This window comes from Xanthomonas sp. NCPPB 1325 (assembly GCF_041477645.2).
GTDB lineage: Bacteria > Pseudomonadota > Gammaproteobacteria > Xanthomonadales > Xanthomonadaceae > Xanthomonas > Xanthomonas cannabis.
Genome location: NZ_CM192985.1, coordinates 4547862 through 4569104, shown reverse-complemented (window position 1 = coordinate 4569104; position 21243 = coordinate 4547862). Strand labels below are relative to the sequence as shown.

14 protein-coding genes and 1 other RNA gene are annotated in these 21243 nt (G+C 66.8%); 9 read left to right on the top strand and 6 right to left on the bottom strand.

Going from position 1 to position 21243, the window contains the following annotated elements:
• Positions 1 to 5 precede the first annotated feature (5 nt).
• Both ACCQ10_RS19425 and ACCQ10_RS19420 read left to right on the top strand, forming a co-directional pair.
• The gene (locus ACCQ10_RS19425; RefSeq protein ID WP_039406377.1) at positions 6 to 752 is read left to right on the top strand and encodes an ABC transporter ATP-binding protein; all 747 of its coding nucleotides are present in this window, start codon (positions 6 to 8) and stop codon (positions 750 to 752) included.
• The gene (locus ACCQ10_RS19420) at positions 749 to 1942 is read left to right on the top strand and encodes an ABC transporter permease (protein ID WP_372361626.1); all 1194 of its coding nucleotides are present in this window, start codon (positions 749 to 751) and stop codon (positions 1940 to 1942) included. The genes ACCQ10_RS19425 and ACCQ10_RS19420 overlap by 4 nt, the downstream gene beginning before the upstream one ends.
• A gap of 214 nt (positions 1943 to 2156) precedes the next feature.
• On the opposite strand, the gene ACCQ10_RS19415 is transcribed toward ACCQ10_RS19420, so the two are convergent.
• The 5 genes from ACCQ10_RS19415 to ACCQ10_RS19395 all read right to left on the bottom strand — a co-directional run bounded on the left by ACCQ10_RS19415 (position 2157) and on the right by ACCQ10_RS19395 (position 9767).
• Positions 2157 to 3173 carry an energy transducer TonB gene (locus ACCQ10_RS19415; protein ID WP_039406373.1) on the bottom strand — a complete coding sequence of 339 codons (1017 nt, stop codon included), beginning with the start codon at positions 3171 to 3173 and terminating at the stop codon, positions 2157 to 2159.
• A gap of 139 nt (positions 3174 to 3312) precedes the next feature.
• Positions 3313 to 4881 carry a tryptophan halogenase family protein gene (locus ACCQ10_RS19410; RefSeq protein WP_372361625.1) on the bottom strand — a complete coding sequence of 523 codons (1569 nt, stop codon included), beginning with the start codon at positions 4879 to 4881 and terminating at the stop codon, positions 3313 to 3315.
• Between the two features lie 10 nt (positions 4882 to 4891).
• The gene (locus tag ACCQ10_RS19405; protein ID WP_372361624.1) at positions 4892 to 5905 is read right to left on the bottom strand and encodes a cupin-like domain-containing protein; all 1014 of its coding nucleotides are present in this window, start codon (positions 5903 to 5905) and stop codon (positions 4892 to 4894) included.
• Positions 5895 to 6596, bottom strand: coding sequence for a SapC family protein (locus ACCQ10_RS19400; RefSeq protein WP_372361623.1), 702 nt, complete (start codon positions 6594 to 6596; stop codon positions 5895 to 5897). The genes ACCQ10_RS19405 and ACCQ10_RS19400 overlap by 11 nt, the downstream gene beginning before the upstream one ends.
• Before the next feature lie 156 nt (positions 6597 to 6752).
• The gene (locus ACCQ10_RS19395) at positions 6753 to 9767 is read right to left on the bottom strand and encodes a TonB-dependent receptor (protein ID WP_372361622.1); all 3015 of its coding nucleotides are present in this window, start codon (positions 9765 to 9767) and stop codon (positions 6753 to 6755) included.
• A gap of 436 nt (positions 9768 to 10203) precedes the next feature.
• Between ACCQ10_RS19395 and ACCQ10_RS19390 the strand changes: the two genes are divergently transcribed.
• The 4 genes from ACCQ10_RS19390 (at position 10204) to ACCQ10_RS19375 (ending at position 15912) form a co-directional block, all read left to right on the top strand.
• Complete coding sequence (locus ACCQ10_RS19390) at positions 10204 to 10893, top strand: glutathione binding-like protein (protein ID WP_372361621.1); 690 nt, start codon at positions 10204 to 10206, stop codon at positions 10891 to 10893.
• Between the two features lie 620 nt (positions 10894 to 11513).
• Positions 11514 to 11589: non-coding RNA, sX9 sRNA (locus tag ACCQ10_RS19385), on the top strand.
• A gap of 18 nt (positions 11590 to 11607) precedes the next feature.
• Positions 11608 to 13797, top strand: a complete 2190-nt coding sequence (locus ACCQ10_RS19380) for a S9 family peptidase (protein WP_372361620.1) — start codon at positions 11608 to 11610, stop codon at positions 13795 to 13797.
• 324 nt (positions 13798 to 14121) lie between these two features.
• On the top strand, positions 14122 to 15912 hold the full coding sequence (locus ACCQ10_RS19375; RefSeq protein WP_372361619.1) for a DUF885 domain-containing protein: 1791 nt from the start codon (positions 14122 to 14124) through the stop codon (positions 15910 to 15912).
• Positions 15913 to 16010: 98 nt separating this feature from the next.
• On the opposite strand, the gene ACCQ10_RS19370 is transcribed toward ACCQ10_RS19375, so the two are convergent.
• Positions 16011 to 16466, bottom strand: a complete 456-nt coding sequence (locus ACCQ10_RS19370; protein ID WP_166750739.1) for a hypothetical protein — start codon at positions 16464 to 16466, stop codon at positions 16011 to 16013.
• Positions 16467 to 16716: 250 nt separating this feature from the next.
• Between ACCQ10_RS19370 and ACCQ10_RS19365 the strand changes: the two genes are divergently transcribed.
• The 3 genes from ACCQ10_RS19365 (at position 16717) to ACCQ10_RS19355 (ending at position 21242) form a co-directional block, all read left to right on the top strand.
• A complete protein-coding gene (locus ACCQ10_RS19365; RefSeq protein WP_179456633.1) occupies positions 16717 to 16959 on the top strand; it encodes a hypothetical protein in 243 nt (80 codons plus the stop codon).
• A gap of 88 nt (positions 16960 to 17047) precedes the next feature.
• Positions 17048 to 18043: a porphobilinogen synthase gene (gene hemB, locus ACCQ10_RS19360; RefSeq protein WP_166778441.1), complete on the top strand. Its 996-nt coding sequence runs from the start codon at positions 17048 to 17050 to the stop codon at positions 18041 to 18043.
• A 667-nt stretch (positions 18044 to 18710) separates the two neighbouring features.
• Positions 18711 to 21242 (top strand): PepSY domain-containing protein, encoded by a 2532-nt coding sequence (locus ACCQ10_RS19355; protein WP_372361618.1) that lies wholly within the window; start codon positions 18711 to 18713, stop codon positions 21240 to 21242.
• Position 21243: the final 1 nt, after the last annotated feature.

Below are 21243 nucleotides of genomic sequence, written 5' to 3'. Positions count from 1 at the left end.
CACGCATGATCGTCGTCGAGAACCTGCATAAATCCTTCAAGACCAAGACCGGGCTGGTGAGCGCGGTGGACGGGGTCAGCTTCAGCGCCGCCGATGGGCAGATCACCGGCCTGCTCGGGCCCAACGGTGCCGGCAAGACCACCACCTTGCGCATGCTCTACACGCTGATGTCGCCGGACCAGGGCCGCGTCACCGTCGATGGCGTGGACGCCGCGCACGACCCGGTTGCGGTGCGCCGTGCGCTCGGTGTGTTGCCGGATGCGCGCGGCGTGTACAAACGGCTGAGCGCCCGCGAAAACATCGCCTACTTCGGCGAGTTGCATGGCCTGTCGCGCACGCAGATCGCGCAGCGTACGCAGGTGTTGTCCGCCGCGCTGGACATGGACGACATTCTCGACCGCCAGACCGAAGGCTTCAGTCAGGGCCAACGCACCAAGACCGCCATTGCACGCGCGCTGGTGCACGACCCGCGCAACGTGATCCTGGACGAACCCACCAACGGCCTGGACGTGATGACCACCCGCGCCATGCGCGGCTTCCTGCAGCAGCTGCGTGCGGAAGGGCGCTGCGTGATCTTCTCCAGCCACATCATGCAGGAGGTGGCGGCGCTGTGCGATCGCATCGTCATCATCGCCAAGGGCACGGTAGTGGCCTGCGGCAGCGCCGACGAACTGCGCGCTGCCACCGGTGAAAGCAACCTGGAAGATGCCTTCGTCAAGGCGATCGGCTCGGAAGAAGGACTGCATGCATGAGCAAGACCACCCTGATGGCCACGCTGTGGACGGTGCTGCGCAAGGAACTGCGCGACATCTCGCGCGACCGCCGCACCCTGGCACTGGCATTGCTGCTCTCGCCCCTGCTGTATCCGATCCTGATTCTCGGCATGGGCGCCTTGAGCGAAAGCCGCGTGCGCACCCAGATCGACAAGCCGCTGGACATCCCCACGCTCGGTCGCGAACACGCCCCCAACCTGGTGCGGTTTCTCGCCGCGCAGGGGCTCAACGCGGTGGATGCACCTGCAGACCTGACTGCCGCCATCCGCAACCAGGATGTGGACGTCGCCCTGCGCATCAGCGACAGCTACGCCGAGGACTGGCGCGAAGGCCGTCCGGCGTTGGTGGAGGTCATCAAGGACAGCACGCGCCGCGAAGCCGACGTGCCGAGCATGCGCCTGCAGGCGGCATTGAGTGCTTATAGCCAGCAGGTCGGTGCATTGCGGTTGCTGGCGCGCGGTATCGATGCGCAGGTGGGCCGGCCGCTGGACGTGGCCGCGCAGGACCTGGCCACCGCCGAAGCCAAGCGTGGTCAGGTCATGGCGATGCTGCTGCCGGTCTTGCTGGTGATCACTTCGTTTCTGGGCGGCGCCTCGTTGATCCTGGATGCCACGGCCGGCGAGCGCGAGCGTCAGTCGCTTGAGCCGTTGCTGGCCACGCCCGCGCCACGCAGCGCGATCGTCAGCGGCAAGATCGCGGCGGCCTGCGTGATCGGCATGGTGTCGCTGTTGCTCACCTTGCTGGCCTTCAAGCTCAGTGCGCAATTGTCCTCGTCCAATCTGGGACGCCAGCTCAACGTGGGCTTCGTGCCGATGTTGCAGATGCTCTTCATCCTGGTGCCGATGCTGTTTGTGGGCACCTCGTTGCTGACGTATCTGGCGGCGGCCGCCAAGAGCATGAAGGAAGCGCAGGCCCACATGACCTGGCTGTTGCTGCTGCCGATGCTGCCGGGTTATGCGTTGATGGCGTATCCGTTGAAGACCCAGCTATGGCAGTTTGCGGTGCCGTTTCTGGCGCAGAACCAGATGCTGCTCAAGGTGATCCGCCACGAGACCATCAACGCGCAGACCTGGGCGGTGTATCTGCTGGCCGGTTTCGGGGTGGCGGCGGTGCTGTGGTACGCAGCAGTGCGCCGGTATCACCAGGAACGCCTGGCGATTTCTGGGTGATGTGCCTTCTCCCGTCGGGAGAAGGTGCCCAAAGGGCGGATGAAGGTACGGCCTTGCGCGCAGGTTCAGCAGCACTTGCAACCACCGCTGCTCCTAGGTGCACAACCATCTAAGCGTGTCGGTGCACCAGCCTCCACAACGCATCACCGCCACAACGCAAAAGCCCGCATCGCTGCGGGCTTTTGCGTTTCCTATGTCATCGCCGATCCAGCCATCAACCGCCCGGGTTGAACGACAGCGTACGCCGCGTGGTTACCGGTGCGGTCACCGGTTCGAAGCGCCAGCGCTTGACCGCATTGAGCGCTTCGCGGTCGAACACGCGCGGCGGGTTGGCACGCAGCACGCGCGAGGCGGTGATCGAGCCGTCGGTGCCGACGGTGATCTCCACCAGCACTTCGCCGGAGGTGCCGGCGCGCAGGGCCTCGGGCGGGTAGCGCGGTGCCGGGGTACTGATCGGACGCAGCGATTGCGCGGCCGGTGCGGCGGCCGCGGCGGCTGCCGGCGTCGGACGTGGCGCCGCCGGTGCGGGTGCCGGGGCCTCGGCCTGACGGCGCGCAGCGGCCTGGCGCTCGGCGTCGGCGGTCTGCTGGCGGGCGGCTTCCTGCTGGGCGGCAATCTGCTGGGCAGCGGCGGCTTCGCGGGTCTGCTGTTCGGCCAGACGCTTCTGCTCGGCGGCCTGCTTGGCCTTGTCCTCGACCAGCTTCTTGGCCTGCTCGGCATCCTGCTCGGAGCGGTTGGCGGCGGTCTTCATGGCCGTGTCCAGGCCGCTCTTCAGGCGCGGCAGTGCCGGGGCCTTGGGGTCGACCTTTTCGATCAGTGCGATCAGCCGCTGCGCTTCGGGGAATTCCTCGCGGCTGATGCCCTGTTCGGCGGCGATCAGCGTGTAGGGCAGCAGGTCGGTCAGCGCGCTGTTGACGGTGGCGTCCTGCGGCTGCTTTTCGCGCAAGGCCAGGTAGTACTCCACCGCGTTGTCGCCGGCCGGCGCGTACATGCGGTTGTCCTGCAGCGCCTTGGTGGCCGATGCGCGCAACTGGTCGGCGGCCATCGACTGCACCTGCGGCGAGACTGCGGTGGCCGGCGTTGCTGCCGCAGCCGGTGCGGCCGGTGTGGCGCCGGTGGCTGGCGCGGTGGTGGCGGCCTTGTCTTCCTGCTTGGAGCAGGCGGCCAGGCCCACCAGCAAAATGACCGGCGCGATCCGGCGTGCCATACGGCCCTGTGTCAGATCCAACATGCGTCCCCCTTACCCCGAGTGCGAAAGATTACGTTGCTGCGGCGAGCGCCGGCCATTGTTCCCGCAATGGACGGCAGTGCCGCAATCTAGCATTGCTGGGGCGTTGGAAGCCAAGGGTTGCAGCGCCAGGAGGCGAAATTCATCCCGCCGGGGCCGCCATGGCGGCTACATCGGCCGGTGTGCGTGCGGCAGGGTCGGGCAGCGGGACGGCCGGGCAGTGGTGACGCAGGAACTGTGCATGCGGCGGCAGGCCGGCCACGGTCGCGTCCACGCGCTGGCGGATGCTCTCCAGAAAGTGGCTCAGCTCCGCATCGCCCATCAGGTCGGCCACCGGGTGATGCTGCTGCGGCACGATGCCCTGGCCCAGCATCACCTGCACCCAGGAATTTTCTGCAAACAACTCGTTGCCCTGGTGGAACACGCGCCCGCTCTGGCGGAACAGCTCCATCCGGTGACGCAGCGAGTCGGGGATGTCCATCGCGGCGCAGTCGCGCCAGAACGGCGTGTCGCGGCGCTCGGTGGCGTGGTAATGCAGGATCACGAAATCGCGGATGTGCGCAATTTCGTCGGCGGCCTGGCGGTTGTATTCGGCGATGTCCACCGCGTTGATGACCTGCGGAAAGGTCTGCAACAAGCGGACGATGCCGCGCTGGATCAGATGGATGTTGGTCGACTCGATCGGCTCCAGGAAGCCGCTGGCCAGCCCCAACGCCACGCAGTTCTTCTCCCACACGCGCTGGCGCTGGTTGGGCGTGAAGCGCAGTGCGCGTGGCTCTGTCAGCGCGCGTCCCTGCAGGTGGCGCTCCAGCACGGCCCGGGCGCTGTCCTGGTCGGTGTAGCGGCTGGAATACACGATGCCGTTGCCCACCCGGTGCTGCAGCGGAATGCGCCACATCCACCCGGCCTGGTCGGCCCGCGCCCGCGTATAGGTCACCGGCGGGCCTACCGATTCGGTCTGCACGGCCAGCGCGCTGTCGGCAAACAACCAACGCGACCAATCGTCGCTGCCCACGCCCAGGGTCTTGCCGATCAGCAATGCCGCAAAGCCGGTGCAATCGACGAACAGGTCGCCTTCCACGCGGCTGCCGTTGTCCAGTGTCAGCGCGGTGAGGAAACCGCTGTGCGGGTCGGTCTCGACCTGGCCGATGCGTCCTTCGATGCGCTGCACTCCGAAGCCTTCGCTGAAGCGACGCAGGAAGCGCGCGTACAGACCGGCATCCAGGTGGTAGGCGTAGTTCATGCCGCCGTTGGGCAGATGCGCGAACCGCCCTTCCTGGGTGGCGCGCAATTCCAGGCAGTAGTCGCCGAAGTCGCGCGCCACGCCACGCTGGCGGCCCTTCAACCAGAAATGATGAAAGCCTGCGCTCCAGTGATCGGTACCGGTATGGCCGAAGGAGTGGATGTAGTGCCTGTCCACGTCGCGCCAATGTTCGAAGGCGATGCCGAGCTTGAAGGTGGCCTGGGTGGCGGCCATGAACGTGGCCTCGTCGATCTCCAGCAGCCGGTGGAAGGTGACCAGGCTGGGGATGGTGGCCTCGCCCACGCCTACCGTGCCGATCTCGTCCGATTCCACCAGGGTGATCTGCAACTGCCGGCCCAGCAGCTTGGACAGCGCGGCGGCGGCCATCCAGCCGGCGGTGCCGCCACCGGCGATGACGACCCGACGCACCGGGCGCTGCGTCGGGTCTGGGGAAGTGGTGTGGGCCATGGGTCAGTCCTCAGCGGTTCAAGCGTTGCAGCAAGCGCGCGCGCAGGCTGCGCGCACGGGTGTCGTCCATCGGGGCCAGCACGCCGCGCGCCACGTCCGGCACGTGCGCGGCGGTGCGCTCATCGGGTTCGAACACGTAATGGCGAAACACGTCCTGCCAGATGGCGCGTTGTTCGGCGGGCAGGTCGCGAATGGTGAGCAGCGACAGCATCAGCGCATTCATCGGCGAGTCCATGTAGGCCGGGCTTTGCCGCCACCAGAAATTGACCAGCACGTTGAAGCCTTCCAGCGCCTGGACGTGATGCCACCACATGCTGGGAATGAACAGCGCATCGCCCGGCTCCAGCTCGGCAACGCACGCGTGCTGCAGTGCCTGCGCATAGCGCGGAAAGCGCTGCAGATCCGGCGCGGTGATGTCCACCAGGCTGATCGGCTGGCCGGCCGGGGTCAGGTCCAGCGGGCCGATATACAGGTTGGCCAGCTGGTCCGGCGGAAACAGGGTGAAGCGGCGGCGCCCGGCCACCACGCAGGCCAGGTTGTCGGGCAGGTCCTGGTGGGCGGCGATGCGGGTGCGGTTGCCGATCCAGATGCTGGCCAGCGGCTCGGCCTGCGGCAGCGCGATCGGATTGGCCGCGCGCAGGCCGGGCAGGTAGGTGTCCAGGGTGGTGGAGCCGACGTAGATCGCCGGCGGCTGTGCGTCGTGCAGGCCGCGCAGCAAGGTGTCCAGCACCACGCCCAGCGGCACGCGCTCGGGGCGGAAATTGAAGCCGGTCATGTCCGCGTTGTAGAAGAAGCGCCCGCCGATCTCCGGCGGCCCGACCTGCGCCACCACTGCTTCGCCGCGATCGAATCCGCGCAGGTAGGCGGCGGCCGCCTGTGCAGAGCTGGCGCCGGCGCGTGCCAGCGGCCAATCGCGCACCAGCCCGCGCAGCACCAGCGGCGTGGTGGAGCGCAGCAGGGCCGGGTCCAGTTGCTGCGGATCCAGGCCATGCCGTTCTTCGATGGCGCGCGGCTCAGCCGGCATGGCGGCGGTTGAGGCGTTCGAGCAGGTAACGGAACTGCGCAATCGAGGCCACCGCCATGTACAGCGGTTCCAGATCGCCGTGGCGGTGCAGGTCCAGCAAGGCGGTATTGCCGAGCGTGCGCAGGCGTTCTTCATGCACGGTGTGCAGGCCGGCCAGTCGGCATTCCAGGCCGTTGTCCAGGGTGGCTTCGAACACGAACGGCTCCAGCAGTTCGTAACCCAGCAGGCGTTCGACAAACGCATCGCTGGCCGCCAGCCCATCGTGCAGCGTGCGCAGCAATTGGCTGATGTGATACAGAAAATCGGTGGTGCCGCCATGTTCGCGAAACAGCAGCTCGCCTTCATCGGTGCTGACGCGCGGGCTGTCCAGGTCCACGTGCACCATCGGCCCTTCCGGCTGCTGGCCGATCAGGAACGGTTGCCGCTGGATCGCCAGCGGAATGTATGGCGCGTCCCAGCGCGCACCGTCCAGGAACAGGTTCTCGCCCAGCCGCAGTCCCAGCAGCGCCAGCGGCTGAAAACGGCCGTTCTCGTTGCGATGGAACACGATCGGGTACTGGCCCTGCAGCTGGCGGAATTCCTGCGGGAAGGTAGCCGCCGACATCACGTCGTCGCCATAGGCGGCGCCACGGGCAGTGATCACGCGCAGATCGCGGTGATCGAGATTGTTCAACAACACGGCATTGGTCATGGGGGGTCGCTATATCACGCGGGGGCGCGTGGCCCATGCTTGGACAATCCCCTTCGCACGGCAAGTGCCGGAGCATGCAGCTCCGGTCAGCACGCAGGAAGGTCGTAACCACGTCCCGGCAGCCAGGCTGCCGGGACGTGCGGTGCATTGCCTAGATCACCAGAACTTGTAGCGCAGGCCGAGCATGTAGCGCGGGCCGGTCTGGGTGGCATACACGATCTGGTTCGGGTGCCGGCCGTGCTGACGCTGCACCTCGTCGGTGAGGTTGATCGCCTCCAGGCTCAGCGACAGGTTCTCGTTCCACTGGTAGCCGATGCTCAGGTCCAGCTGGCCGTAGGCTTCGGTGTAGACCGGATTGGGCTGGCCGCTGCCGTCGAAACGCGCGGCCAGGAATTCGTCGCGCCAGTTGTAGGCCGCACGCACCTGCCACTTGTCCTTGTCGTAGAAGCCGACCACGTTGGCCGAATCGCTCAGCCCTTCCAGCGCGAACTGCTCGCCGATCACGGCGTTGTTGTAGGTCAGCCCGGAGTCGACCATGGTGTAGTTGGCCGACACGCCAAAGCCGCTGGCGCCGAACATGTGCTGCAGGTTGAATTCCCAGCCGTCCAGCGAAGCGGAGCGCTGGTTGGCCGGCGCGGTGATGGCGAAGTTGGCCACCGGGTCGCCCGGCTGCCCGCTGATCACGCCGGTGGCATTGCCGTTGGCATCGTCCGCGCCACGCACCACACCCGGCGCACCGCCGCGGTTGCGGAAGATGTAGTTGCGGATGCAGGTCAGGTCGGCCGAGGCGCAGCCATTGCCCAGCGCCTCGTTCCAGTACGCACCGCCCACCGGGGTGTTCAGGCCCAGCGAGGTGTCGTTACGCGTGGTCACACCGATGTAGTTGTCGATGTTCTTGCGGAAGAAGCCCACCGACGCGTAGCTGGCGTCGCTGTAGTACCACTCCAGCGACAGGTCGATATTGTGCGAGAGCAGCGGCTTCAGGCCGGGGTTGCCTTCCTGGCCGGTGCCGCCTTCCAGGCGTGCGATCTGGTTGAGCGTCTGCCCGCCCTGGATGTCGCCCCAGCCGGGACGACCGATGGTTTCGCCATAGCTGCCGCGCAGCACCAGATCCTCGGTGAGCTTGAAGCTCAGGTCCAGGCTGGGCAGCCAGTATTCGTACTTGCCGCTGGCGCCGGAAAATGCCGAGTCGGCCAGGCGGATCGGCAACTCGTTGTTGGCGACCCAGTCGATACCCACCGCCACCGGCACCAGTGCCTGCGCGTCCACCTTGGTTTCTTCGTAACGCACGCCGGCGGCCAGACTGATCGGCACGCGCAGATCGTCCCAGCTGTTGTTCCACTGCAGGTAGGCGTTCTTGGACTTTTCGGTGACGCGGCGGTCGGTGGTGAACACCGGCGAGATACGGTACAGCGCGTCGTCGCCGGCAGCCTGCGCGGCGGCCTGGCGGGCACGTTCGAAGTCGAACAGGAACAGCTGGTCGAACTGCGCCGGATTGCCGCTGCCGTCGATCGCATCGAAGTACTGCGCGAACGAACTGGGAATCCACAGATCGTCCGGATAATCGGCCGCGGTGCCGTTGCCGCCCCAGGTGTCGCGCTGCACGTTGGAAAATGCCGAACGGTTCTTGACCTCGGTGCTGCCGATGCCGAACTTCAACTGCGAATAGTTTTCGAAGGTGAAGTCGCCGTTGACCTGCGCCTGGTCGATCTCTGACTTCATGTAGCTGTTGCGGAACGCCGAGCCGGTGACCAGCGTGCGCGACGGGTCCAGCCCGGTCAGCCCGAAGCCCAGCTGCTGCTGCAACACCGGGAAATCCTTGCTGAAATCCACCACCGAGGTGCCGCGGTAGAAACCGGACACGCCCAGCGAGTTGCTCGACCCGTACGGGCTGTCCGCGCCGGCTTCGGCGGTAGAGCGGTGGATGTCGAAGCTGAGCTTGAACTGATCGTTCACCGCCCAATCCACGTTGAAGCCCAGCGACTTGTTCTGGTTACGCGTGGCCGCCTTGGAGCCGGCGGTGGCCAGATCGCTGGTGGCCGGGTCGACGATTTCCGAATAGGTGATCGGGCCGGCCACCGGCCCATTGGTCCAGGCGCTGGCAGACGGGCCGTAGTTGAACCACACCGACATCTCGTTGCGCTGCTGCTGGATCTTGTTTTCCGAGTAGGTGTAATCCAGCGTGGTGGTGATGTTGTCCAGCGGCTTGTACTGCAGCACCAACTGCCCGTTGGTGCGCTGGCGTTCGACCCCGACCACGCGGTAGTTGAGGTTCTGCGGCACCGAATAGATATCGTTGGGGCCAGGACGGTTGACGATGTTTTCCGAGCCCGCCGTGCCCGGCTGCGGAATGGTGCCGTAGGCGGTGGCATCGCCACGGAACGAGCGCCAGCCGTTGGGCACACCGACCTGGCTGTAGCCGAAGTCGCGTTCCTGGTAGCTGCCGCTCAGCGACACGCCGAAGCGCCCGTCCGCCGAGGTGTTGCTGAAGATGCCGGAAATTTCCGGCGTCAGCGAATCGCCTTGCAAACGCCCGGGCAGGTTCTCGTTGGACGCATCGTGCACGCCCTTCAGACCCACGTTGGCATGCATGCCGGGGTTGTCCAGCGGGCGGGCCGTCTTGATGTTGATGGTCGCGCCAATGCCGCCGGTAGGTGTGCTGGCACGGCTGGTCTTGAACACCTCGATGCCGGAGATCGACTCGGACGCCAGGTTGGCGAAGTCGAACGCACGCGAGTTGGAGGCATTGGATTCCTCGATGCTGGCGCCCGGCATCTGCCGGCCGTTCAACAGCACCAGGTTGAAGTCCGGGCCGACGCCGCGCACGGTGACGCGCGAGCCTTCGCCCAGCGAACGGTCGATCGACACACCGCTGATGCGCTGCAGCGATTCGGCCAGATTGGTGTCGGGGAACTTGCCGATATCCTCGGCCACGATGCCGTCGACGATGCCTTGCGCATCGCGTTTGACGTTCATCGACGAGGTGAGGCTGCCACGGATACCGCTGACCTGGACGGTATCGAGAGTGGCGGGATCGGCCTGGCTGGAGCCCGGGACGGTGGATGCCGACTGCGGCGCCGGCGCGGTCTGCGCGGCCAGCGGCGTCGACAATGCGAACAGCAGGGCAGACGTCAGGCGCCGCGTGCGCGGCAGGGTGCGTGTCTCTCTCACGGTGATGGCTTCCCCAAACAAAAGATAAGGCCGGCCCCGAGCGGGACAGGCAAAGGTCGATCGAACAATCGAGCATTTGTTAGCGCAGGCTTAACAAAGTCAATTTGCACTGCAGCATCGGTCGCGAGCCAATGGCGTCACACATCGTTCCAGCAGGGGCACTGACGGTGCACGCGCGTACCACAGCGGGGGCCGTACCATCCGGCCTCGATGGCATGGTCCAGCGCTTGGGATCGGTCATTTCGGGACGGCCAATGCGTGCACTCTTCATGCGCTTGTTCCGTCCCGGAGGCTTCTCATTGCGACCGACAGGGCGGCACGCGTGCACCGGTGAACTGCCCTGGCTACAACGCGGTTGCCGACCTCGGACACGCGGCCGTGCACGCCGGGGAATTCGGCGTCCCGGTCGCATCACCCCTCATCTACCGGAGCACCCATGATCGATCTGTATTACTGGCCCACCCCCAACGGCCACAAAGTCACCCTGTTCCTGGAAGAAGCCGGGCTGGACTACACCGTCAAGCCGGTGGACATCGGCAAGGGCGAGCAGTTCGCCCCGGCGTTCCTGCAGATGTCGCCCAACAACAAGATGCCGGCCATCGTCGACCATGCACCGGCCGATGGCGGCGCGCCGCAGAGCGTGTTCGAGTCCGGCGCGATCCTGCTGTACCTGGCCGAAAAGACCAGCCGCTTCCTGCCACGCGATGCGCGTGGGCGGATTGCCGCACTGGAATGGCTGTTCTGGCAGATGGGCGGGTTGGGCCCGATGACCGGCCAGATGGGTCACTTCAACGTCTATGCCCCGGACAAGATTGCCTACGCGGTGGATCGCTACAACACCGAGGTGCGCCGCCTGCACGGCGTGCTGGACAAGCGCCTGGCCGAGCACGCCTTCCTGGCGGGTGAGGATTACAGCATCGCCGACATGGCCAGCTACCCGTGGCTGGAGGTCTATGCGGACATCCGCCCCGACTACGCCGCGTTCCCCCACCTGAAGCGCTGGCATGACGCCATCGCCGCGCGCCCGGCTACGCAGCGCGCCTATGCGCTGAAAGAGCAGGTGAACCCCAACGCCGGCAAGCCGCTCAGCGAGGAAGAGCGCAAGCATTTGTTCGGTAAGCGCTGAGGTGTAGGGCTGAGGCAGAGCACGCAAGCATGGTGCTGAGGCGCCGTGCTGCTGCGGCTGAGCGCCGCAGAGGTTGCCTTGCATGGGGATGTCCTGGAGTGGATCGCCGCGCGCATTAGCGCGGTCAGACACCGCGCTACACAGCGGTTCCAAGCGCAAGGCCGGGCTGCGCCCGACCCTCATCCGGCGCTATGCGCCACCTTCTCCCGGCGGGGGAAGGAAGCTAAGCCACTTTTTCTCCCGCTGGGAGAAGCAAGCCAAAGCCCCTTTCCCTGCGGGAGAGGGGTTGGGGTGAGGGTGCGGCTCCGCATCACAGTCGCAGCCACCGGTCACCCGCGCCGCGTCAGGCCCGTGGTAGCCCGCCCGCATCGCACTTCGGCATCGAGCAGAAAGCACATACGCCGGCCTGTTCGCGACTCGGCCTCGACACCACCGACCATCCCGCGTAGAGACCCGTCGCCACGGACGCGCACGACCGCCACGCTTCTCAAACACCGCACGCACCCGCATCCTGTGCGCAGTCTTCAGACAGGATCTTCAATGCGCGCCCCATCCGCCGACCTTGCCCTCATGCCGACTGCGCCGCCATCAGACCAACGCGGCCGCTGCTCGGAATCGGCATGGACTCCTCGTACACTGCGGTTCCTGCGCGCCGTCCACGCCCGTCTGTCGACTGCCGGTTACGTGTTGTTAGCCGCTCTTATCACCATCCCCATGGCCCACGCCGAAAAACTCACCCTGGAGGCCATCACCGGCCCGTTGCCGCTGTCCGGCCCGACGCTGATGAAGCCCAAAGTGGCGCCCGATGGCTCGCGGGTGACCTTCCTGCGCGGCAAGGACAGTGACCGCAACCAGCTGGATCTGTGGGAATACGACGTCACCAGCGGCCAGACCCGCCTGCTGGTCGATTCCAAGGTCGTGCTGCCGGGCACCGAGACCTTGAGCGATGCCGAAAAGGCCCGGCGCGAGCGCCAACGCATCGCCGCATTGACCGGCATCGTCGATTACCAATGGGCCCCGGATGCGCAGGCGTTGCTGTTCCCGCTCGGCGGCGAGCTGTATCTGTATGACCTGCGCAAGACCGGTGCGGCCGCGGTGCGCAAGCTCACCCATGGCGAAGGTTTCGCCACCGATGCCAAGCTCTCGCCCAAGGGCGGCTTCGTCAGCTTCGTACGCGAGCGCAATCTGTGGGTGATCGACCTGGCCAGCGGCAAGCCGTTGCAGCTCACCCACGACGGCAGCGAGACCATCGGCAATGGCGTGGCCGAATTCGTCGCCGACGAAGAAATGGACCGCCACACCGGCTACTGGTGGGCGCCGGACGATTCGGCCATTGCCTTCGCGCGTATCGACGAAGGGCAGGTGCCGGTGCAAAAACGCCCGGAGGTATATGCCGACCACACCGAAGTGATCAGCCAACGCTATCCGCAGGCCGGCCAGCCGAATGTGGCGGTGCAATTGGGCGTGATCGCGCCGCGCGCCAAGGCGGCTCCACGCTGGATCGACCTGGGCAAGAATCCGGATATCTATCTGGCACGGGTGGACTGGCGCGATGCGCAGCGGCTGACCTTCCAGCGCCAGTCGCGCGACCAGAAAACCCTCGAGCTGATCGAAACCACGCTGGCCAGCGGCGCGCAGCGCACGCTCATCACCGAGATCTCGCCCACCTGGGTCCCGCTGACCAACGACCTGCGTTTCCTCAAGGACGGTCGCTTTCTCTGGAACTCCGAACGCAGCGGGTACGAGCACCTCTACCTTGCCTCCGAAGACGGCCGCACGCTGACGCCGCTGACCTCCGGCGACTGGGTGGTGGATGCCTTGCTCGCCGTCGATGAGCAGGCCGGCACGGTGTACTTCTCCGCCAGCAAAGAGTCGCCGACCCAGACCCAGATCTACGCGGTACCCCTGGCCGGCGGTGCGATCGAAAAGCGCTCCAGCGCCCGCGGCACGCACGTGGCCAGTTTTGCAAACAACGCCAGCGTGTATGTCGACACCTGGTCCAACACCACCACGCCGCCGCAGATCGAACTGTTCCGGGCCAATGGCGAAAAGATCGCCACCTTGCTCACCAATGATCTTGCCGATCCGCAGCATCCGTATGCCCGCTACCGCGACGCGCAGCGCCCGGTGGAGTTCGGCACGCTGACTGCCGCCGACGGCAAGACGCCCTTGCAGTACCGCCTCACCAAGCCAGACCATTTCGATCCGGCCAAGCGCTACCCGGTCATCGTCTATGTCTACGGCGGCCCGGCCGCGCAGACCGTGCTCGATGCCTGGCCCGGCCGTGGCGATGCCTTGTTCGATCAATACCTGGCCCAGCGCGGTTACGTGGTGTTTTCGCTGGATAACCGCGGCACCCCACGGCGCGGGCGCGACTTCGGTGGCGCGCTGTACGGCAGGCAGGGCACCGTGGAGGTGGACGACCAGCTGCAAGGCGTGGCCTGGCTCAAGCGCCAGCCCTGGGTGGATGCCAGGCGGATCGGCGTGCAGGGCTGGTCCAACGGTGGCTACATGACCTTGATGCTGCTGGCCAAGCACAGCGACGCGTATGCCTGCGGCGTGGCCGGCGCACCGGTCACCGACTGGGGCCTGTACGACACCCATTACACCGAGCGCTACATGGACTTGCCGGCCGGCAATGCCGACGGATATCGCGACGCACGCATCGCCACTCATCTGGACGGCCTGCGCGCCAGGCTGCTGCTGATCCACGGCATGGCCGACGACAACGTGTTGTTCACCAACTCCACCGCGCTGATGAGCGAGTTGCAGCAACGCGGCACTGCGTTCGAGCTGATGACCTATCCCGGTGCGAAGCACAGTGTTTCAGGCGCCACTGCACTGCATCGTTACAAGACCGCCGAAGCGTTTTTGCAGCGCTGTCTGGTGCCGGTGCACGACTAGGCGCGGCGCACGAAACGTCGCGAGCGGTTGTCAGCTCGGCATGCGCGGTGTCCAGGAACCGGAGCATCCGCGTGTTGCGCACCGACGTCGCGCGCCAACGTTGGACGGCGGGCCCCGCGCGTAGGGCCGAGTGCAGGTGGAGGCCACGCGCAGGCATGGCCGTTGGGCCGATCAGCACCGGCGTCCGCGGCACTCAAGGCGACCCGATCGATGTGTCGCCAGCCGCAGCATCGCTACGGTGCCCCGCCTGCCATGACCAAAGGCAGATTGCCGCGGTCGCTGCAGATGGGTAGGGTCGCGCTACTCAACTTGCGGATCCGCCTCATGAAGCCACTCGTTCTCGCCGTCGCGCTGGCGCTCGGTTCCTCGTTGCCGTTGCAGGCACAGACCAGCAAGGCAGCGCCGACCCAGCCGGCGAGCCCGGCCTGGGTGCAGACCAGCAACGGCTATGCGCAGATCCTGCTCAACGCGCAGGCGCCGTTCCAGCCCGAATACGCCAGCTTCTTCGGCGTGCCTGGCTACGACGATCAGGTCGTCGACCTGGGCCCGGACAACGCTGCGCGCTATCGCGATGCGATGCAAAAGGCGCGCGCCACGCTGCAGGCCAAGCTGGCCACCGAGCGCGATACCAACGTGCGCCAGGACCTGCAGATCATGATCGGCGCGGCCGCGCAGAACATCGAAGGCAGCGAGCTCAACGAGCGGTATCTGTTGCCCTGGAGCGACGCTCCGGAGGCGGTCTTCAGTGGCCTCAATGGCCTGCTGTCCGACCAGACCGTGCCCGAACGCCGCGCCAAGGCGCTGGACCGCCTCAAGCGTTACGTCGGCCTGGTGCCGGGCAGCACGCCCACCACCACGCTGGCGCGCCAGCGCTACGAGGAAAAGCTGGGCAACACCGCACTGCTGCAGCCCACCCAGCGCGAAGTGGAGCAGGCGCTGGCCAATGTGGACACCTACGTTGCCGGTATCGGCGAATTGTTCGCCAAGTACAAGATCGCCGGCGCCGACGAGGCGCTCAAGGCCATGTCCACCCAGCTCAAGGACTATGCCGCCTGGACCCGCAGCACGGTGCTGCCCAAGGCGCGCAAGGACACCCGCCTGCCCGAGCCGCTGTACGCCTTCCAGCTCAAGCAGGTCGGCATCGACATCGCCCCGCAGCAGTTGATCCAGCGCGCGCAGCTGGAATTCATGGAAACCCGCTCGGCCATGCGCCAGCTTGCGCCGCTGCTGGCCAAGGCCAAGGGCGTGCAGGGCGGCGATTATGTGCAGGTGATCCGTGCGCTCAAGGGCAACAAGATCGCCGACGACCAGCTGGAGACCCACTACCGCGGCGTGATCGACCAGATCGACCCGATCATCCGCCAGCAGCGCATCGTCGATGTGCCCAACCGCCCGATGCAGATGCGCCTGGGTAGCGCCGCCGAAAGCGCCGCGCAACCGGCGCCGCATTTCCTGCCGGCGCCGTTGATCGGCAACACCGGCCAGCAGGGCCAGTTCGTGCTGCCGCTGGGTAACCCGACCGCCGATGGCGCCAAGAAGGAGCAGTACGACGACTTCAACTTCGGCTCAGCGGCCTGGACGCTCAGCGCGCATGAAGGCCGCCCCGGCCACGAGCTGCAGTTCACCGCCATGGTCGAACGCGGCATCTCGCTGGCGCGCAGCCTGTTCGCCTTCAACTCGGTCAACGTCGAAGGCTGGGCGCTGTATGCCGAAGCCGAAATGGTGCCGTACGAACCGCTCGACGGCCAGCTGATCGCCCTGCAGTTCCGCCTGCTGCGCGCCGCCCGCGCCATGCTCGACCCGATGCTCAACCTGGGCCTGATCGACCGCGAACGCGCGCGCCAGGTGCTGGAAGACGACGTCGGCCTCTCACCGGCCATGACCCGGCAGGAACTGGACCGCTACACCGTCCGCGCGCCCGGCCAGGCCGGCAGTTACTTCTACGGCTACACCCGCATCCTCGAACTGCGCATGCGCACCGAACTGGCACTGGGCAAGAAGTTCGACCGCCTGGCCTTCAACAATTTCCTGCTCGACCAGGGCTTGTTGCCGCCGGACCAACTGGCCAAGGCGGTGGAGACGCAGTTCATTCCCGCGCAGCAACGCAAGCGCTAAGCAGTAGGGCTGTGTAAAAAACCTGGGGCGCGATGGAGCTGGATTCAGCCAGTCATCGCGCCCCGTTGCATTAAACACTCTCGAATTCTGGGGCCGCCTCAGCGCGTTGGAGGCGGCATCTCCGGCGCAGCGCGCTGCTGCGCCCCCGCAGGCACCCAGATCGCCATGCCGGCCGCGCGCTTCTGGGTGGTCGGGATGCCGATACCCAGCCCGCCACCGACGCGGCCGCCGTAGCTGCCGCCGCCCACCGACAGGCCGCCGCCGGAGCGCTCCGAGCCCACCCCGACGATGACCACCCCGTTTGCGCCGAGCTTGGCCGCTTCGCGCTTGAGGCGTTCCACGGCGGCATCGGTCTGGCCCTGGGTGCCGAAGCCGGCAGCGCTGGTGGATTCGAGCTGGGCGATCTCCACCGAGCCGACCGGGGCGTTGGAATACACCTGCACCTGCGCGGGGTCGATCGGCGCGCGGGCCTGGCCCAGCATCACCTTGGAACTGCTGGCGCAGCCGGCCAGCAGCAGGGCCAGTGTGGCGCCGATGACGATGTGCTTGTTCATGCAATAGCCCCCTGTTGACGACAGTGACAGCGATGATCCGGTGGCCGAACTGAAGAGTGGCTAACAACACGGCGCGGGCGGCCGTGGTGCGAGTGGTTGCGAAGTGCACCGGAGTTTGACGCACCCTAGCCACGCCCATGTGAGGCTGCCGCCAAGCCGCCATTGGTCAGGGTGACCACCCGCCCACGGCGTCTTGGCAGGCGCACCGTTAAGCTGCGCCTTTCTTCGACGGACGAGGTGGCACGTGGGACTGATCAGCCTGCTCTGGGGCATTGTGGCGCTGCTATGGATGGTGCTGGCCTTCATCCCGCTGCTGGGGTGGGGCAACTGGTTCCTGATTCCGTTCGCGGCGGTTGGCGCCATCATCGCGGCGATCGCGCTGTTGTTCACCTCGGCAGGCAACCGTGGGCGGGCCAAGACCGGCCTGCTGCTCAACGGCCTGGTGATCGTGGTCGGGGTGATCCGCCTGAGTCTGGGCGGCGGGGTGATCTAAGCCGTTGCAGCGCTGCGACAGTGCGTCGCAGCGCGTCTGCGGCAAGGCGGCAGGCGTAGACTTGTGGGCTGTCTCCAGGAGCCTTGTCATGGCCCATCCGCACTATCGCCCCCGCCGCATGCGCCACGATGCGTTTTCGCGTCGGTTGATGCGCGAAAACACGCTGACCACCGATGACCTGATCTGGCCGGTGTTCGTGCACGAGTTGCCCGGCCGCGCGCCGATCGCCTCGATGCCGGGCGTGGAGCGGCTGTCGCTGGACGAGTTGCTGCGCGAGGCAGAGAACGCCCTGGAACTGGGCATCCCGGTGATCGATCTGTTTCCGGTGATCGACCCGGCCGGCAAGAGCCTGGACGCGGCCGAAGCCTGGAACCCGGACGGCCTGGCGCAGCGCGCGGTACGTGCGCTCAAGTCGCGCTTCCCCGAGCTGGGCGTCATGACCGACGTGGCGCTGGACCCGTACACCACGCACGGGCAGGACGGCATCATCGATCACAAGGGCTATGTGCTCAACGAGATCACCGTGGAGGCGCTGGTCAGACAATCGTTGTCGCATGCGCAGGCCGGTGTGGACATCATTTCGCCCTCGGACATGATGGACGGCCGCATCGGTGCGATCCGTCGTGCGCTGGATGCCGATGCGCATCTCAACGTGCGCATCATGGCGTATTCGGCCAAGTACGCCTCGGCGTTCTATGGCCCGTTCCGCGATGCGGTGGGCAGTGCCGGCAATCTGGGCAAGGCCGACAAGACCACCTACCAGATGGACCCGGCCAACGGCGACGAAGCCTTGCGCGAGATCGCGCTGGATCTGGAAGAGGGCGCGGACATGGTGATGGTCAAGCCGGGCATGCCGTATCTGGATGTGGTGCGCCGGGTGAAGGACGAATTCCGCGTGCCGACCTTCGCGTATCAGGTCAGCGGCGAATACGCCATGCTCAAGGCGGCGGCGGCCAACGGCTGGCTGGACGAGCGCAAGTGCGTGCTGGAAGCGCTGATGGCCTTCAAGCGCGCCGGTGCCGATGGCGTGCTGACCTACTTCGCCCCGCAAGTGGCGCGTTGGTTGCGCGAAGACGCACGCTGACCCGCACGGCGCGGCTGCGCCACGGCGACGCAGCCGCACGCGCTGAATGCGCGACTGACAGAGCCGTGGGTGGAGCCGAGTGCGGGAGTAAACCCCGCGCAGGAAGAGGCAGAAGCGCTCCGGTTCCAGTCACCCATCCGCGGCGAGCGGCCGCGCGAATGGGTTGAGTGCACTCGATCCGCAACGACATCATGGTTCGATGAGCGGCACGTCCCGAACGTCTTGCGGTGGGACTGAGTCGGTTCTCTGCGGTGTCCAACCCGCACGCACCGGGATGCACTGCGGCGTGGCCAATGCCGTTTCAAACAGCATCCAGGCGCCACGAAAGTCACTGCGATGACTGCATCTGGAGCATGGCGATTCGGTGCGTCGTGTTCAGATGCAGCACGACCCGTTCCAGATCGCTCCAGGCGCTGTGCAGACACTTCCTGCCACGCCGATAACGCCATGCGGAGCGCGCTGTGTTGCCGATTTGGCCACTGCGATCGATCACCGCGTCGCACGCCGCATGCTGCACGGTCGTGGATCGGGAGCATCCAGCAGTCCCACGTGCGGCAGTGACGGTTGGACCACATGCGCCGCAGTGGGCGCCGGGTCACCCGCGCGGCGGCGCATGCGAGACGCATTCTCATCTACAATGCCCGGCCGTCACTGATCTTCTGCCGTCTTGATCAAAACGCTGCTGTTCCAGCTGCACTGGTTGCTCGGCATCACGGCCGGTCTGGTGCTGTCGGTGATGGGGCTGACCGGCGCCTCGATGTCCTTCGAGAACGAACTCGTGCGGCTGGCCAATCCGCCCCTCGTGCAGCTGGCCCAGCGGCACGCGGCAGGCGAGCGTGCGTTGCCGGTGGATGTGCTGCTGCAGCGGCTGGATCTGGCGCCGACCACGTCCGGGCCGCCGCCGGTCACCCGGATGCTGATCGACCCTACCGGTGAGCGGCCCTCCAATGCGCGGCTCGCCGCCAAGGGCAGCGCACGTGTGTATTTCGACCCGTATACCGGTGAGCGGGTGGCGGCGCCGCGGCTGAGCAGTACGTTTGCCTTCCTCGAGGATCTGCATCGCCATCTGACGGCGGGCAAACGCGGCCAGGCAGTGACTGGGGCCTGCACGCTGATCCTGCTGTTTTTCTGCGCCTCGGGGCTCTATCTGCGCTGGCCACGCCGGTGGTGGAGCCTGCGCATCTGGTGGGTGGTGGAGTGGCGCCGGCAGGGCCGCAGTTTTCTGTGGAGCCTGCACGCGGTGTTCGGCACCTGGTGCCTGCTGGTGTATCTGCTCATCGCGTTGACCGGCCTGACCTGGTCCTATCCCTGGTACCGCGACGGCATGGCGGCCGTGCTCGGCGGCGAGCCCGTGGCGCGCGACGACCGGCGCGACCGGCGTCCGGCAACGGTGGATTTTGCGCGCGTGCAACGCACCCTGGATGGCATCCCGGCCACGCATCACGCCGCGCTGGATCTGCGTATTCCCGCCGGTGCCGGGCAGGCCTTGAATGTGCGGTTTCTGCCCGATCACGCGGATCACGACCGCGCCTTGAACGCCCTGGACCTCGATGCCGCCAGCGGTGCCGTGCTGCGCCGGCAGGACTACGCGTCAAGGCCGCGCGGGCAGCAGTTGATGGTCAGCATGTTTGCGCTGCATTCGGGCAGTTTCTTCGGCTTGCCGGGGCGCATCGTGGTGATGCTGGTCAGCCTGGGCATGTCGGTGTTTTTCGTCAGCGGCTGGATGCTGTATCTGGACCGGCGCGGCAAGAAGCGCGCGTTGCGCGCCGCCCGGGTGATGCTGCAAAGCGCCCCGCCGGCGTCGCAGGTCGAACCATGGTTGATTGCGTTCGCCAGCCAGAGCGGCTTTGCCGAGCGGCTGGCCTGGCAGGCGGCCGGGCATCTGCAGGCCGCCGGCCTGCCCGTGCAGGTGCGCCCGCTGGCACAGGTGGATGCGCAGCACCTGCAGGGCACGCGGCACGCCCTGCTGGTGATCAGCACCTTCGGCGATGGCGAGCCGCCGGATGCAGCACGTGTGGTCGAGCGTGAGCTGCTGCGCCAGCAGATCGCCTTGCCGCAGCTGGCCTATGCGGTGCTGGCACTGGGCGACCGCCAGTACGCGCAGTTTTGCGGGTTTTCGCGGCGTGTCGAACAGTGGCTGGACGCGCAGGGCGCCCGCGCGCTGTTTGCAACGGTGGAAATGGACAGCGCCGATCCGCAGGCGCTGGCGCAATGGCATGCGCAGCTGGAGCAGATTGCCGGCGCACCGGTGGCCGCCGCGACCCTGGCGCAGCCACGCCTGAGTTCTTGGACATTGCTGGCGCGCGCCCATCTCAATCCGGGTAGCGAAGGCGCGCCGATCTGGCGCATCGACCTGCAGCCACCGCCCGAGGCGCACTGGCAGGCCGGCGACATTCTCGAAGTGCAGCCCGCACACGCCGACGCGCAGGTGCGGGCCTGCCTGGCCGCATGGAGCCTGCCGCCCGAGGCGCTGGTGCATGTCGATGCGCAGTTGCTGCCGCTCCATCAGGCCGCCGCCGAGCGTGTGCTGCCGCAGGCGCCCGCCACGCCGCCAGCGCAGCATCCGGATCCACAGGCCTGGCTGGATGCCTGCGACTGCTTGCCCACTCGCGACTATTCGCTGGCCAGCGTGACGGCCGATGGCGTGGCGAGCGCGGTGGTCCGGCTGACCACGCGCAGCGACGGCAGCCCCGGCCTGGGCTCGGGCTGGCTGATCTGCCACGCGCCCGTCGGCACGCCGCTGCGTGCACGTCTGCGCACCAACCCGGGCTTCCATCGCGTCGAAGCGGCACCCATGGTGTTGATCGGCAACGGCACCGGCATCGCCGGGCTGCGCGCGTTGTTGCGCGAGGCCGAACTGGCCGGCGTGCATGGGCACTGGCTGTTGTTCGGCGAGCGCCAGGCCGCGCACGACCGGTTGTTCGCCGATGAGCTGCAGGCCTGGCAGGCCAGTGGGCATCTGCAGCAGCTGGACCAAGTGTTCTCGCGCGACCAGCCGCAAAAACGCTATGTGCAGCATCGGCTGCACGACACCGGCGAGGCGCTACGGCACTGGATCGATCGCGGTGCGGTGATCCATGTCTGCGGCAGCCTGGACAGCATGGCGCGTGCCGTGGACGCGACGCTGCGCGAACTCCTGGGCGAGGCACGCGTGGAATCACTGACCGCCGCCGGCCGTTACCGGCGCGATGTATATTGAG

Coding starts and splice junctions, on each gene's coding strand:
- ACCQ10_RS19415 (WP_039406373.1), bottom strand. CDS start 3,173: ATGTTGGATCTGACACAGGGCCGTATGGCACGCCGGATCGCGCCGGTC.
- ACCQ10_RS19390 (WP_372361621.1), top strand. CDS start 10,204: ATGATCGATCTGTATTACTGGCCCACCCCCAACGGCCACAAAGTCACC.
- ACCQ10_RS19375 (WP_372361619.1), top strand. CDS start 14,122: ATGAAGCCACTCGTTCTCGCCGTCGCGCTGGCGCTCGGTTCCTCGTTG.
- ACCQ10_RS19370 (WP_166750739.1), bottom strand. CDS start 16,466: ATGAACAAGCACATCGTCATCGGCGCCACACTGGCCCTGCTGCTGGCC.
- hemB (WP_166778441.1), top strand. CDS start 17,048: ATGGCCCATCCGCACTATCGCCCCCGCCGCATGCGCCACGATGCGTTT.
- ACCQ10_RS19380 (WP_372361620.1), top strand. CDS start 11,608: ATGGCCCACGCCGAAAAACTCACCCTGGAGGCCATCACCGGCCCGTTG.
- ACCQ10_RS19425 (WP_039406377.1), top strand. CDS start 6: ATGATCGTCGTCGAGAACCTGCATAAATCCTTCAAGACCAAGACCGGG.
- ACCQ10_RS19420 (WP_372361626.1), top strand. CDS start 749: ATGAGCAAGACCACCCTGATGGCCACGCTGTGGACGGTGCTGCGCAAG.
- ACCQ10_RS19400 (WP_372361623.1), bottom strand. CDS start 6,596: ATGACCAATGCCGTGTTGTTGAACAATCTCGATCACCGCGATCTGCGC.
- ACCQ10_RS19405 (WP_372361624.1), bottom strand. CDS start 5,905: ATGCCGGCTGAGCCGCGCGCCATCGAAGAACGGCATGGCCTGGATCCG.
- ACCQ10_RS19410 (WP_372361625.1), bottom strand. CDS start 4,881: ATGGCCCACACCACTTCCCCAGACCCGACGCAGCGCCCGGTGCGTCGG.